14 protein-coding genes are annotated in these 14,611 nt (G+C 54.3%); 2 read left to right on the forward strand and 12 right to left on the reverse strand.

The genetic code is table 11. From position 1 onward, the window contains the following. The first annotated feature begins 107 nt into the window (after nucleotides 1-107). Complete coding sequence (locus C1N69_RS08760; RefSeq protein WP_095441044.1) at nucleotides 108-1,337, forward strand: EAL and HDOD domain-containing protein; 1,230 nt, start codon at nucleotides 108-110, stop codon at nucleotides 1,335-1,337. Nucleotides 1,338-1,384: 47 nt separating this feature from the next. Here C1N69_RS08760 and potD read toward each other — a convergent pair whose 3' ends face one another. From potD to potA, 4 genes are read right to left on the reverse strand one after another with little or no spacing between them, the layout of a single operon-like run. Then, a complete protein-coding gene (gene potD, locus C1N69_RS08765) occupies nucleotides 1,385-2,419 on the reverse strand; it encodes a spermidine/putrescine ABC transporter substrate-binding protein PotD (protein WP_047958288.1) in 1,035 nt (344 codons plus the stop codon). After that, a complete protein-coding gene (gene potC / locus C1N69_RS08770) occupies nucleotides 2,416-3,207 on the reverse strand; it encodes a spermidine/putrescine ABC transporter permease PotC (protein ID WP_008500765.1) in 792 nt (263 codons plus the stop codon). The genes potD and potC overlap by 4 nt, the downstream gene beginning before the upstream one ends. After that, complete coding sequence (gene potB / locus C1N69_RS08775; protein ID WP_045284977.1) at nucleotides 3,204-4,061, reverse strand: spermidine/putrescine ABC transporter permease PotB; 858 nt, start codon at nucleotides 4,059-4,061, stop codon at nucleotides 3,204-3,206. Before potB ends, potC begins: the two co-directional genes overlap by 4 nt. Then, nucleotides 4,045-5,193, reverse strand: a complete 1,149-nt coding sequence (gene potA, locus C1N69_RS08780) for a spermidine/putrescine ABC transporter ATP-binding protein PotA (RefSeq protein ID WP_167514980.1) — start codon at nucleotides 5,191-5,193, stop codon at nucleotides 4,045-4,047. Before potA ends, potB begins: the two co-directional genes overlap by 17 nt. Nucleotides 5,194-5,430: 237 nt before the next feature. Between potA and pepT the strand changes: the two genes are divergently transcribed. Continuing rightward, a complete protein-coding gene (gene pepT, locus C1N69_RS08785) occupies nucleotides 5,431-6,654 on the forward strand; it encodes a peptidase T (protein ID WP_155031004.1) in 1,224 nt (407 codons plus the stop codon). Nucleotides 6,655-6,760: 106 nt separating this feature from the next. Here pepT and C1N69_RS08790 read toward each other — a convergent pair whose 3' ends face one another. From C1N69_RS08790 to rluE, 8 genes are all read right to left on the reverse strand, one after another. Continuing rightward, the gene (locus tag C1N69_RS08790) at nucleotides 6,761-7,882 is read right to left on the reverse strand and encodes a ribosomal protein uL16 3-hydroxylase (protein WP_025758177.1); all 1,122 of its coding nucleotides are present in this window, start codon (nucleotides 7,880-7,882) and stop codon (nucleotides 6,761-6,763) included. Nucleotides 7,883-7,973: 91 nt separating this feature from the next. Continuing rightward, on the reverse strand, nucleotides 7,974-9,437 hold the full coding sequence (phoQ, locus tag C1N69_RS08795) for a two-component system sensor histidine kinase PhoQ (RefSeq protein ID WP_025758178.1): 1,464 nt from the start codon (nucleotides 9,435-9,437) through the stop codon (nucleotides 7,974-7,976). Next, nucleotides 9,438-10,109, reverse strand: coding sequence for a two-component system response regulator PhoP (phoP, locus tag C1N69_RS08800; protein ID WP_045285019.1), 672 nt, complete (start codon nucleotides 10,107-10,109; stop codon nucleotides 9,438-9,440). 123 nt (nucleotides 10,110-10,232) lie between these two features. Further along, nucleotides 10,233-11,603 (reverse strand): adenylosuccinate lyase, encoded by a 1,371-nt coding sequence (gene purB / locus C1N69_RS08805; protein ID WP_047958292.1) that lies wholly within the window; start codon nucleotides 11,601-11,603, stop codon nucleotides 10,233-10,235. 19 nt (nucleotides 11,604-11,622) lie between these two features. After that, a complete protein-coding gene (gene hflD, locus C1N69_RS08810; protein WP_008500756.1) occupies nucleotides 11,623-12,252 on the reverse strand; it encodes a high frequency lysogenization protein HflD in 630 nt (209 codons plus the stop codon). Nucleotides 12,253-12,279: 27 nt separating this feature from the next. Then, on the reverse strand, nucleotides 12,280-13,392 hold the full coding sequence (gene mnmA, locus C1N69_RS08815) for a tRNA 2-thiouridine(34) synthase MnmA (RefSeq protein WP_045284972.1): 1,113 nt from the start codon (nucleotides 13,390-13,392) through the stop codon (nucleotides 12,280-12,282). A gap of 40 nt (nucleotides 13,393-13,432) precedes the next feature. Beyond that, nucleotides 13,433-13,906, reverse strand: a complete 474-nt coding sequence (locus tag C1N69_RS08820; RefSeq protein WP_059385735.1) for an NUDIX hydrolase — start codon at nucleotides 13,904-13,906, stop codon at nucleotides 13,433-13,435. A gap of 9 nt (nucleotides 13,907-13,915) precedes the next feature. After that, entirely contained in the window at nucleotides 13,916-14,569 is a 654-nt protein-coding gene (gene rluE / locus C1N69_RS08825) for a 23S rRNA pseudouridine(2457) synthase RluE (protein ID WP_045284970.1), read from the reverse strand. Between the last annotated feature and the right edge of the window lie 42 nt (nucleotides 14,570-14,611).

Genomic DNA, 14,611 nt, shown 5'->3' on the forward strand with positions numbered 1-14,611 from the left:
GATGCTTTTATTTTGTGCATTAAATCAAAATAGCACTCGATAATGCTCGTTATAGTCGTGTAGAAAGAGGATGCTAATAAATATTAAGTTGTAGAGGAGGATGGGATATGTACGGATTTATTGCGCGACAACCCATTTTTAACCCTGAGATGAAAACGGTGGCCTATGAGCTGCTCTTCAGGGACGGGATGACAAACCGTTTTCCGGATGTGTCGGCGGAATATGCCACCTCCAGAATGATTTCCGACCAGTTCTTATGTGTGCCTTCTCAGCGCATCGCCGGGACACATACGTCGTTTATCAACTTCCCTTCACGCATGGTCATTGACCGCAGTGGTGAAGCGCTCGATAAAGAGCATGTGGTTATTGAGATCCTGGAGGATGCTGTGCCGGGGGATGAACTCTTGCAGGCCGTTAAGGAGATGAACGCGCAAGGTTATCAGTTTGCACTTGATGATTTCACCCTTGCACCTGAATGGGATGCTTTTTTACCTTATATTTCCATCCTGAAATTCGATATCAGAAATTACACCTTAGCGCAAATTAAAACGTATCTGAAAGAGCGTAAACATCTGACCGGACATATTAAATATCTCGCTGAAAAAATTGAGACTAAAGAGGAATTCAAACAATACAGGGAAGAGGGATTTTCTCTTTTTCAGGGTTATTTTTTCTGCCGTCCAGAGGTCATTAAATATAAACGGTTGTCGCAAAATCAGCTGGCGATTTTCCGTCTGCAAATGGAAGTGGGTCGCAATAAACCTGATTTTCGCATCATCGAGTCGTTGATTAAAACCGACCTGACGCTCTCCTGGAAAATCATGCGCTACATGAAACACACCGCATTTAAACATATCGGTGCCTGTAATTTCAGTAAGTTGACGCTGAGTGAGGTGCTGAGATACCTCGGAGAAAACCAGCTAAGACGGTTTGTTGCCGTCGTGGTCCTGGCGAGTGCAGGGAATGATACCGTCAGCGAGCTCTACCCCTTGAGTATGATGCGCGGGAAGTTCTGCGAACTGATCGCACAGACGATGAACGAGCCGACGCTGGCTGAAAATGCGTTTATGTGCGGTCTGTTTTCACTGCTCGATACCCTCCTTGAGCTGCCGATGGCAGAGTTGATGAAGCAAATTGCGGTGCCGCAGAATGTGAGCAATGCGTTGTGCCATCAGGAGGGACAGTTAGCCGATATGGTCACGCTTTGCCGTTACTACGAACAGCAACAATGGGAGGAGGCAGCCACGGTCCGTGAGGCGCTGGGTTTGTCGGATGAGGCGGTAGTTGAAGCGATGAGAAAAGCGACCCTCTGGGCAGGGGAGAATGCGGTCAGTTAATCCTTCCTCACGCCGTGCAGGCGGCGCGAGGAAGAACGCGATACCGTTTATCGGCCCGCTTTTAATTTCTGGTAATACTCTTCGTAGAGGCGGCTGGCGTCGCCGACATCATTCTGCCACTCCCCTTTGCTGATGGTCTGGGCATCCGGATAAAGCGATTTATCGTTCGCCACCTCAGGCTTCAGCAGCTTGCGCGCAGCCAGGTTGGGTGTTGGGTAGCCAATCGTCTCAGCAACCTGTTTCGCCACGTCCGGCCGCAGCAGGAAGTTAATCAGCTTTAGCGCACCGTCCACGTTTTTCGCATTGGCCGGGATAGCGAGGCTATCCATCCAGAAGATCCCGCCTTCCTTCGGCCAGACCACCTCAAGCGGCGTGCCGGCCTGACGGGCGACAAAGGCAGAACCATTCCAGACCATCCCCAGATTCACTTCGCCTTCCATATACGGGTTTGCCGGGTTATCAGAGTTGAATGCCGCCACGTTAGGCATCAGCTTTTTCAACTCGTTATACGCTGCTTCGATCTCTTTCGGATCCGTCGTGTTGCCTGAATAGCCCAGCTTGCGCAGCGCCACCTGGAACACTTCGCGCGCATCGTCGGTTAACAACAGGCTGCCTTTGTATTCTGGTTTCCACAGATCGGCCCAGCTTGTCACTGTTTTCGGATCGACGGCATCGCTGTTCACGCCAATCGCGGTCGCACCCCAGATATACGGAATGGAGTAGTCGTTATTGGGGTCGAACGGTTTGTTAAGCATCTCCGGATCGAGATTTGAAAAATTGGTTAGCTTTGTTTTATCGATCTTCTGAATCATGCCCTCTTTGCGCATTTTGTCGACAAAGTAGGTGGAAGGCACGACCAGATCGTACGCGCCGTCCTTGTAGGTTTTCAGCTTGGCGTACATGGTTTCATTCGACTCATAGGTCGAGTAGATAACCTTGATGCCCGTCTCCTTCGTAAACTGCTCCAGCAGTCCCGGCGGCACATACTCGGTCCAGTTATAGAAGTAGAGCGTTTTGCTGTCATCAGCGTGCGCGGCACCCATGCCAAGCACCAGTGCCGCAGCGGCGAGCATTTTTTTCATTTCATTGTCCCCTGAGATTTTGTTTTATCACGAGCAATAACCTGGCTGGCGATCACCAGAACCAGCGAAAACACCAGCAGAATGGTCGCCAGCGCGTTCACCTCAGGTGAAACGCCGACTTTCACCATCGAATAAATTTTCAACGGCAGAATTTCATAGCTCGGCCCGGTCACGAAGGAGGAGACCACCACGTCATCCATCGACAGGGTAAAGCTAAGCAGCCATCCCGCGGCAACAGCGGGCATCGCCAGCGGCAGGATGATTTTGCGCAGGATAGTCATCTCGCTGGCACCCAGATCCTTCGCCGCCTCCAGCATACGCACGTCGAACCCTTTCAGGCGTGCAAAGACCGTCACCACCACAAACGGCAGGCAGAAGGTGATATGGGAAAACAGCAGTGACCAGAAGCCAAGCTGAACGCCGAGCAGCATAAACAGCACCAGCAGCGAAATCGCCATCACGATGTCCGGGGACATCATCACCACAAACAGCATACCGCTAACGAACGGTTTTCCGCGGAATCGGTAGCGATACAACGCCACGGCGGTGAGCGAACCAATCAGCGTGGCGAAGGTGGCGGAGAAGATCGCCATCGTCAGCGAGTGCTGCGCGGCCTGCAGCAGGCTGTCGTTATTCATCAGCAGGCTGTACCAGTCGGTGGTAAAGCCCTGCCAGTTGATCCCAAAACGCGAGCTGTTAAATGAGTTCACGATCAAAATGATAATCGGGATATACAGGTATGCATAAATGGCGGTCATAAAACCGCCGCGAAGCAGTCGACCGATCATTCGAGTTCCACCTTCTTGTTCAGCAGTCGTGAAGCGCGCCAGTAGACCAGCAGCATCAGACCCATCACCACTGTTAGCGTTATGCTGGTGGCGGAGCCGAACGGCCAGTCGCGAATGTTCAGGAACTGGCTCTTGATGACATTACCAATCAGCAGGTTTTTCGCGCCGCCCATCAGGTCAGATACGTAGAAAAGACCCATCGCCGGAAGCATCACCAGCAGACAACCCGCGATAATGCCAGGCATCGTCAGCGGGATGATAATGCGGATAAAAGTCTGCAGCTTATTCGCCCCTAGATCTTTTGCCGCTTCCAGCAGCGGTTTATCCAGCTTCTCAATACTGGAGTAGAGCGGCATCACCATAAACGGCAGCAGGATATAGACCAGACCGATAATGACCGCGCCAGGCGTAAACATGATGCGGATCGGGGTATCGATTACCCCCAGCCACAGCAGAAACGCGTTGAGATAGCCTTTGGTACTGAGGAAAATTTTCAGCCCGTAGATGCGAATGAGTGAGTTGGTCCAGAACGGCACAATCAGTAAAAACAGCAGCAACGGGCGCACCTTTTGCGGCAGACCCGCGAGGAACCATGCGAAAGGATAACCCAGCACCAGGCAGGCAATCGTGGCGATCAGCGCCATATTGAGCGAGTGCAGCAGCACGTCAAAATAGAGCGGATCGAGCAGGCGCGCGTAGTTGTCCAGCGTAAAGACCAGCGAAACGAAGCTAGCGTCATCGCGGGTCAGGAAGCTGGTGGCGATGATCATCAGGTTGGGTAAAAAGACAAACAACACAAGCCAACCGACGATCGTGGCAATCACCACATTCTGGAACTTACTTGTGTTCTTCATCAGCCAGCACAACCTCCCAGCTTTCTACCCAGTTGATAACCATTTTCTGGTCGAGAGAGTGGTCGAAGTCCGGGTCGTCCTCGTTAAAGAACTCACTGACCATCACCATTTTGCCGTTCTCCAGTTCAACGACGGATTCCAGCGTCATCCCTTTGTAGTTGCGTTCGCGGATATAGCCGATGAGCCCTTCGGCCTCGGTGTTGCCGTGAATTTCGTCAACGCGCAGATCTTCCGGGCGCAGCAGAACGTTGAGCTTTTGCCCCTTTTCGACGGGGAAATTTACGGTGATGTTGCACTCGCGACCTTCAACGCTGGCCCGCACGCGCTGGTCATCCAGACGTTCAATCACCGTGGCGTTAAAGATATTGATCTCACCAATGAAGCTCGCGACAAACAGGTTCTTCGGCTCTTCGTAAATTTCACGCGGCGTGCCGTCCTGCTCGATTTTGCCGTCACGCATCACCACGATACGGTCGGACATGGTCAGCGCCTCTTCCTGGTCGTGAGTGACGAAGACAAAGGTAATGCCGAGCTTGCGCTGCAGGGCCTTAAGTTCGTTCTGCATCTGCTTGCGTAGTTTGTAATCCAGCGCGGAGAGGGACTCATCCAGCAGAAGCAGGCGAGGCTTATTGACCACGGCGCGGGCGATGGCCACACGCTGCTGCTGACCACCGGAAAGCTGATGCGGTTTACGCTGGGCAAACGTCTCAAGCTGCACCATGCGCAGGGCGTCGGTGACGCGCGGCTCTATTTCATTCGCCGGGGTTTTTTGCATCCGCAGGCCAAACGCCACGTTCTCAAACACCGTCATGTGCGGGAACAGGGCATAGCTCTGAAAGACCGTATTGACGTGACGATCTTCGGCGGGAACTCGCGTAATATCCTGGTTTTCAAGAAGGATTTGACCGTTATCGACGCTTTCCAGCCCGGCGATAAGGCGCAGTACAGTGGTTTTGCCGCAGCCAGAGGGGCCAAGCAGTGTAAGAAACTCACCGTCATTGATGGTGAGATTGAGGTCGGAAATAACGTCTTTACCATCAAAACTTTTACGAATTCGTTCCAGTTGCACCAGCGGCGCACGTGAACGGGATTGTGTATTCAATTTTTGCGCTGTCCCATATAGACGCCTCAGGCAGCAGACTGAAGCGGGGTTTGTGTGTAACCACCTTGGTGACTCGTAATGAGGGCGGACATTCTACGGCAATCCCCCGCAATCGCCAATCCTTGTCACTGATTCATAAGCTACATTTACTGACGTGTAACGATATAAACGGAAAATATTCTCGTTTGCGGGATAAAAGTGACCTGACGCAATATTTGCGTTTTGATGCTTATTGATAATGTTGTCACAAAAAGTGAGGGTGACTGCATGGATAAATTACTTGAGCGTTTTTTACAGTACGTTTCGCTGGATACCCAATCTAAACCGGGTGTCCGCCAGGTGCCGAGCACCGAAGGCCAGTGGAAGCTATTAAACCTGCTTAAAGAGCAGCTTGACGCCATGGGACTGGTCAACGTCACGTTAAGCGAAAAAGGCACTGTGATGGCAACGCTGCCGGCGAATGTCCCGGGTGACATTCCCGCGATTGGCTTTATCTCCCATGTCGACACCTCTCCGGATTTTAGCGGTAAACATGTGAACCCGCAGATTGTTGAAAACTACCGTGGCGGCGACATTGCGCTGGGGATCGGTGACGAGGTACTTTCCCCGGTGATGTTCCCGGTGCTGCACCAACTGCTGGGTCAGACGCTGATCACCACCGACGGGAAAACGCTGCTGGGGGCGGATGACAAGGCCGGTATCGCGGAAATCATGACGGCGCTGGCGGTACTGAAGGAAAAAAATATCCCCCACGGGGATATCCGGGTGGCTTTTACGCCGGACGAAGAGGTCGGTAAAGGCGCAAAACATTTCGACGTGGAAGCCTTCAACGCGCAGTGGGCGTATACCGTCGATGGCGGCGGTGTTGGTGAACTGGAGTATGAAAACTTCAATGCCGCGTCCGTGACGATCAAAATTGTCGGCAACAATGTTCACCCCGGTTCGGCGAAAGGCGTCATGGTGAACGCGCTGTCGCTGGCCTCCAGAATTCATGCTGAAGTCCCGGCGGATGAGAGCCCTGAACAGACGGAAGGGTATGAAGGGTTCTATCACCTGAGCAGCATCAAAGGCACCGTGGACAGTGCCCAGATGCATTACATCATACGCGATTTTGATCGCAAAGCCTTTGAGGCGCGCAAGCGCAAGATGATGGAGATCGCCAAAAAGGTCGGGAAGGGCTTACACCCTGACTGCTATATCGAGCTCATCATCGAAGACAGTTATTACAATATGCGTGAGAAGGTGATGGCCCATCCGCATATTCTTGATATTGCCCAGCAGGCCATGCGCGACTGCGATATTGAACCGGTATTAAAACCGATTCGCGGCGGTACCGACGGTTCTCAGTTGTCGTTTATGGGACTGCCGTGCCCGAACCTGTTTACCGGTGGCTACAACTATCACGGTAAACATGAGTTCGTCACCCTGGAAGGGATGGAAAAAGCGGTGAAGGTGATTGTGCGGATTGCGGAGTTAACCGCGAAGCGGTAGTCGCGTTTTGCTAAATGTATGCCGGGTGGCGGCTGCGCCTTACCCGGCATACAAAACCCACGATCGTAGGCCCGGTAAGCGAAGCGCCACCGGGCGTTAAGGCAACTCAGTCCTCAAAGAACCAGTACCCGCTGTTGACCAGCGCAGCCAGCATCGCGAGGAAGGACGGATCCTCCAGCGCGTCGCCAAAGGTCTCGGCGGTCAACACCAGATGGCTGGCAATGGCATCCAGCGCCGGACGGTGCGGGGAGTCCAGCTTCTCACCGTTGACGAAGACATCCTCACCAATGCGCAGCACGCGCAATCCGCCCAGACGTACCAGCTTGTCACCCTGCTGAAGGGCATCATAAATCTCGTCGGCCTGATACGGCGGCTCTGGCGGCGCAACGTCCAGCTCATGACGAGACTGGCTGATAAACTCACCAAACCACTGTCTGAAATGTTCCGGCTCGTTGATCAGATCCAGCATCATGCCGCGCAGCTTATCGAGCTCCGCAGGCAGGATGTCTGCCGGATGCTCGCGCGCAGGCACATCCGGATCGCTATAACGATAGCTGCCCAGCTCGCGTTGCAGAACATAATCGGCAAACCCGCTGATCATCTCGCGACCGCTTGGTGCGCGGAACCCGACGGAGTAGTTAAGTGAGTTTTCCAGGGAATAACCTTCATGAGGGAATCCTGGCGGAATATAGAGAATATCACCCGGCTCCAGCTCTTCGTCGATAATCCCTTCAAACGGATCAACCTGAAGCAGATCCGGATGCGGGCAGTGCTGCTTCATGGGCACTTTTTCGCCCACGCGCCAGCGGCGGCGGCCCGTCCCCTGAATGATAAACACGTCGTACTGGTCCAGATGCGGACCCACGCCGCCGCCCGGCACCGAGAAGGAGATCATCAGATCGTCCATGCGCCAGTCGGGCAGGGCACGGAACGGACGCATTAATGCGGCCGTCGGCTCGTGCCAGTGGTTGACCGCCTGCACCAGCAGCGACCAGTTGTTTTCACCGAGATGATCGTAGCTTTCGAAGGGACCGTGGCTGACCTGCCATTTCCCGTCCTGGTGGCTGACCAGGCGGCTGTCGACTTCGTTTTCCATAGCCAGACCGGCCAGCTCATCAGGGGAGATAGGGTCGACAAAATTGCTGAACCCGCGTTTAAGAACCACCGGGCGTTTTTGCCAGTAGCGTTCAATAAACTCGGGCCAGTTAAGTGTTAAGTGATAATCCATATTTTTTTATTCCGCAGGCTCTTACTGACTCGGATTATAACGGAAGCTCAGCCCCCCGGCTGCGAGATCCTCGCATTTTTCACATAACGGGTTAACTATCGTTCGATGCAGGCTGTTGACGGCCAAAAATGACCTCCATTCTGGCGCCGCCCAGCAAACTTTCGCCGGTTTCGATCTTTCCGTCGTACTGGTCAACAATCTCCCGGGCCACGGCGAGTCCCACACCCTGGCCGGGACGCAACGTATCAGCGCGTTGACCGCGATCGAACACCACATCGCGTTTATTGCGCGGGATCCCCGGGCCATCATCCTCAACGATAATATGCAGTTCGTTATCGGTCTGACGCGCAGACACTTCCACGAACTCCAGACAGTATTTGCAGGCGTTATCCAGCAGGTTGCCCATCACTTCCATAAAATCATTTTTCTCACCGACAAAACTTATCTCAGGCGAGATATCGAGGCTGATGTTCACCCCTTTACGCTGATACACCTTGTTGAGGGCGGAAGTGAGGTTATCCAGAAGCGGAGCCACGGGATGCAGCTCGCGGCTCAGCAGCGCGCTTCCGGAACGCATACTGGCACGATGCAGATAATAGCCAATTTGCTGGGAGATACGGCTGATCTGTTCCAGCATGACCGGCTCGGCATCATCCACGCTCAGCGTGGAGCTGCGCATGGAACGCAGAGTACTTTGCATGACCGCCAGCGGCGTTTTCAGGCTGTGGGTCAGGTCGGTCAGAGTGGTACGGTACTTATCATAGCGTTCGCGTTCACTTTTCAGCAGGCGGTTGAGGTTACGTACCAGGCTGGTGAGCTCACGGGTGGTTTCCGGATTAAGCTTCTCGCGATGATGCTCCTCCAGCTCGCGAACCTCTTTCGCCAGTGACTCAATGGGCCGCAGGCTCCACCACGCCGCGACCCACAGCAGCGGGATCACCAGCAGCAGATTCGCCGCAAGCACATAGACGAACCAGCTCCAGACCATATAGGAACGCTTAAGCTCGACCGGAATGGTGTCGATCACCACGATGGTCAGCTGCGGCATATTCAGCGTCGCCGGATAGAGATTAATCGCAACGGAGTGCGTCATCTCGGTTTCGGCATCATCGGCACGGATCTCGTTCAGCTTTTGCTGCAGGGAACGATCTTCCCGGATCAGCGAGCTGGTGGTATTGAGATCGGCTTCAATTTCATGAAATCCGTTGGTTTTGAGCCACTCCGGCCGAATGCTTTTGACCAGCCAGGGGATATCACGCTGCGCCCAGAGTAGCTTGCCCTTTTCGTTATAAATCAGGGCCAGCGTGGGGCTCTGCTGGTTGAGGTTTTCCGGCATCTCGACGGTGATTTTGTTGTTTTCCCACTTCGCCAGGGTATAAAACAAATTGCTTTCGCCACGCAACAGGCGAAAGGTGGTTTTATCGAAGCTGACGCTGTAACCCACCAGCGCGACCATGCCGTAGGAGAGCGACAGCACCAGCACGACGGCAGCCGTTGCCAGTAAAAAACGTACCCGCAGCGACAGGGGCAAAATATGGCGTAAGATCCGTCTCATTTAGCGTAATTCGAACAGATAGCCCTGGCCACGGACGGTAGTAATGACGTCCTGCGGATACTGTGCCTGAATTTTCTTACGTAAACGTCCCATCAGCACATCAATGGTATGGCTCTCGCGCAGTTCGGCATCAGGATAGAGCTGAAGCATTAAGGAATCTTTACTCACTACCTTGCCGCTGTTACGGATCAGCGTTTCCATAATGGTGTATTCGAAGGCGGTTAGCTTGATCACTTCATCGTTGATCGCTAATTCCCGACGGGAGAGGTCAACCTGGAAGGGCGGGATGGAGATAACCTGTGAAGCCAGTCCGCTGTTACGGCGTAGCAGGGCCTGCATGCGGGCCGCCACCTCTTCAATATGAAACGGTTTGGTAACGTAATCATCTGCTCCCGCGCTGAGCACCTCGACTTTATCCTGCCAGCCTTCACGGGCGGTCAGAACCAGAACCGGCAGGGAAACATCATGGCTGCGCCAGCGACGAATCAACGAGAGGCCGTCTTCATCGGGCAGCCCTAAATCGACAATGGCGATATCCGGCAGATGTTCATTGAGATAATAATCGGCTTCTTTTGCATCTTCAGCATCGTCCACCTGATGTCCCATCTCCTGAAGCTGAACCTTCAGGTGATGACGTAGCAATGCGTTATCCTCAACAACCAGTACGCGCATCATCTTTTCTCCCAGAATGAATAGTATGAATAGTTTAACGCTGATTATGTTGCTGTGGGGATAAACATTGAGTAAACCGGGGAAAAGCAACCCCCTTTCCGGGCGGAAAGGGGGGAAGGTACTTTACTTAAGCTCGTCGACCATGGTGATAGCGCGGCCAATGTAGTTCGCCGGAGTCATCGCTTTCAGGCGCGTTTTCTCTTCTTCCGGCAGGGCCAGACCGTCGATAAACTGCTTCATGCCTTCGGCGTCAACGCGTTTGCCGCGGGTCAGCTCTTTCAGTTTCTCGTACGGTTTTTCGATGCCGTAACGACGCATTACGGTCTGAATCGGCTCTGCCAGCACTTCCCAGTTGTGATCCAGCTCGTCCAGCAGACGATCGCGGTTCACTTCCAGTTTGCTCACGCCTTTCAGGGTGGACTGGTAAGCGATCAGCGCGTAGCCAATGCCCACGCCCAGGTTACGCAGTACGGTGGAATCGGTCAGGTCGCGCTGCCAGCGGGATACCGGCAGTTTGCTGGCCATATGCTGCAGTACGGCATTCGCCAGACCCAGGTTGCCTTCGGAGTTTTCGAAGTCGATAGGGTTTACTTTGTGCGGCATGGTTGACGAGCCGATTTCACCGGCGATGGTTTTCTGTTTGAAGTGGTTCAGCGCGATGTAGCCCCACACGTCACGATCGAAGTCGATCAGAATGGTGTTGAAGCGTGCGATGCAGTCAAACAGCTCCGCAATATAGTCATGCGGCTCAATCTGGGTGGTGTACGGGTTCCACTGAATGCCCAGCGAGGTCACGAACTCTTCGCTGAACTGGTGCCAGTCCACTTCCGGGTACGCGGCGATGTGGGCGTTATAGTTACCGACAGCACCGTTGATTTTGCCGAGGATCTCAACCTGCTCCAGCTGACGATACTGGCGCTCCATACGGTACGCCACGTTCGCCATCTCTTTACCCATTGTGGAGGGGGTCGCTGGCTGACCGTGGGTACGGGAAAGCAGCGGGATGTCGCGGTATTCCACGGACAGCGCTTTCACCGCGTCGATGATTTTACGCCAGTATGGCAGCACCACCTCTTTACGTGCGGTGGAGAGCATCAGGGCGTGGGACAGGTTGTTGATGTCTTCTGAGGTACAGGCGAAGTGAATGAACTCAGATACGGCGTGCAGCGCAGGAACACTTTCCACTTTCTCTTTCAGGAAATACTCAACCGCTTTTACGTCGTGGTTGGTGGTGCGCTCAATGGTTTTAATGCGCGCAGCATCTTCTTCGTTGAACTCAGCCACGATTTTATCAAGGTAATCGTTTGCCTGGGCGTCAAAAGCAGGAACTTCCTTGATTGCTGCCTGGGCGGCCAGCTTTTGCAGCCAGCGTACTTCAACCTGAACACGGAACTTCAGCAAACCATATTCGCTGAAGATCCCGCGCAGCGCGCTGACTTTATCGCCGTAGCGTCCATCGACAGGGGATACGGCGGTCAGTGAGGATAATTCCATAATTCGCAACTCCGGGAGGTTAACAATGAGCAAGAATTTGTTTTGCCTGAGTGGTCAGGCGATTACGAGAAAACATTAACTGCAGGCGGCCACCACCAACCTGGTGCCACAGCACGGCGGCACGGATCCCTGCCAGCAGGGAGGCGCGTACTTTTGCCTGTACCTGTGGGCTTTGCAGCACAGCAGGGGAGCCGGTGACCTGAATACGCGGGCCGAGCGGGCTGATGACGTCGACATAAATGCCGGCCATGGCGCTCAGCAGCGTGTCGGACTGCAGGTCAAAATGGTCGAGCTGACGCTGTAACCCGGCAATCCGATCGCCCAGGGTATTGAGCGCGCCTTTTGCCGCGCTCAGTTTACGCTCCAGCACCATCAGGCTTAACGTGTAGCGGGTCAGCTCTGCGTTTAACCCCTGACGGCTACTGGCGTTGAGCACGCCAAGCAGGGTTTCAAGACCGAGACGAAGATTGGTTTCACTGCCGCCGAACACACCCAGGGTAGAGCCGGGGTTGAGGTCGATAACGCTGTTGAGTGAAACGTGCAGGGCATCAGCGTCGCAATGACCCTGATGTGCCAGCTGTTGCACCAGACGGGCTGACTGGCAAATTCCCGCCAGTGCCAGGGTGATGTCATAGTAGTTCTTCGCCACACGGTCTCCTTTATGTGTGCAATCGTGTTAAACAGCGGGCAGCGGCAGGCGCTGTTCAATAATCCCGCCGCCCAGGCAGATTTCGCCGCTGTAGAAGACAGCTGACTGACCCGGGGTGACGGCGGCAACCGGCTCGTCGAAACGCACATCAATGCGATCGTCATCAAGCGCAGTCACGGTGCAGGGAATATCGGTCTGACGGTAACGTGTTTTCACCGTGCAGCGCAGTGTGCCTTTTAACGGCTCACGATCGACCCAGTGCAGCTGTTGCGCGATAAGGCCAACAGACATCAGACGCGGATGGTCGTGTCCCTGGGCCACAACCAGAATATTGTTTTCGACATCTTTGTCGACAACGTACCACGGATCTTCGCTACCCTCTTTGGTCCCGCCGATACCCAGGCCTTTACGCTGGCCGAGCGTGTGGTACATCAGCCCCTGGTGCTGGCCAATTTCGTCGCCATCGACGGTGACAATTTTGCCCGGCTGTGCCGGCAGGTAACGACCGAGGAAATCACGGAACTTGCGCTCGCCGATGAAGCAGATGCCGGTAGAATCTTTTTTCTTCGCGGTGATCAGATCCAGCTCTTCCGCGATTTTACGCACCTGCGGCTTTTCCAGCTCGCCAACCGGGAACAGGCTCTGGGCGATTTGCTCGTGGCTCAGCGTATAGAGGAAGTAGCTCTGATCTTTGTTGCCGTCCAGACCGCGCAGCAGCTGGCTTTTGCCATTCACATCTGCGCGACGCACGTAGTGACCGGTCGCAATGTAGTCTGCGCCCAGATCTTCCGCGGCGAATTCCAGGAAGGCTTTAAATTTGATCTCTTTGTTGCACAGAATATCCGGGTTTGGCGTGCGTCCGGCTTTGTACTCTTCGAGGAACAGTTCAAAAACGTTGTCCCAGTATTCTGCGGCAAAGTTAACGGTGTGCAGTTCAATGCCGAGCTTATCGCACACGGCCTGCGCATCGGCGAGATCCGCTGCGGCAGTGCAGTATTCCTCGCCATCATCTTCCTCCCAGTTCTTCATGAACAGGCCCTCCACCTTATAGCCCTGTTGCTGTAACAGGTAGGCGGAAACGGAGGAATCGACACCGCCGGACATGCCGACGATTACTTTTTTCTGGCTGTTATCTGACATGGAATACTCACGACATTGAACTTCAAGGCGGCGTATTCTATCACGCCCCCCCACCATTGACACCCTCTGTAAACGGCCAGTTAAATGCGCCGATGACATCCAGCGGTAAGCGACCGGCAGATTGCCAGCAGCGAATGCTTTCCGCAACCAGCGGCGAGCGCAGGTTTGGCGCGTTCAGGATCTCGTCGGCGGTGACCCACAGGCAGCGGTCGATATCGTCATCCTGCGGTTCCGTGGCGCACGTTTCGCTAAGCTCAACGGCAAACAAAAAACGCAGGAACGGGGTGCTGTCGGGCGCAATCCACTGGTGCATACGAATGAAGTGCTGGGGCTCAGCGTGAATACCGGTCTCTTCCCACAGCTCGCGTTTCGCCGCCTGCAGCAGGGTCTCATTGGCTTCAAGGTGTCCGGCAGGCTGATTCCACAGCGCTTTGCCGTTAATGCTCTCTTCCACCACAAGGAATTTCCCCTGGGCGTGGACCACACAGGCAACCGTGACATGAGGTTTAAACATAGTGACTCCTTAAGAGGTAACGTCCCGCCATTCACCGTTGGCGAGCGTTTCCAGCGTGTAGTTGCCCATGGCGTAGCGGATCAGGCGCAGGGTCGGAAAGCCAACGTGTGCGGTCATGCGCCGAACCTGACGGTTGCGGCCTTCATAAAGGGTGATTTTGAGCCAGCTGGTCGGAATCGATTTGCGTTCGCGGATAGGCGGGTTGCGCGGCCACAGCCACGCCGGTTCATTCACGCGCTCAATACCTGCGGGCAGGGTGGGGCCATCGTTCAGCGTGACGCCTTTGCGTAATGTTTCCAGCGTCTCGTCATCCGGCTCGCCTTCCACCTGGACGAAGTAAATTTTTCCGGTGCGTTTCCCGGGCTGGGTGAGCTTCGCCTGCAGCGCGCCGTCGTTGGTTAAGACCAGCAGGCCTTCGCTGTCACGGTCCAGACGACCGGCCGCATAGACCCCCTGAACAGGAATGTAGTCCTTCAACGTGCTGCGTCCGGCTTCGTCGGTAAACTGCGGCAAAACATCGTAGGGTTTATTGAACAAAATCACCCGCTTTGGCTGGGTTTGTTGCGGTCTTCTGGCGGCTTGTCGCGAGCTGAATCGCTCAACCCGGTGTTTTGTAAAAGAAGTTTTCTTCATGGTATTTTCAGGCGTTATCAATTGCCGCATTATAGCCTAATAACGAAGACCTTTCATGGCGTCGGACAATCA

This window comes from Enterobacter sichuanensis, assembly GCF_009036245.1.
Taxonomy (GTDB): Bacteria; Pseudomonadota; Gammaproteobacteria; order Enterobacterales; family Enterobacteriaceae; genus Enterobacter; species Enterobacter sichuanensis.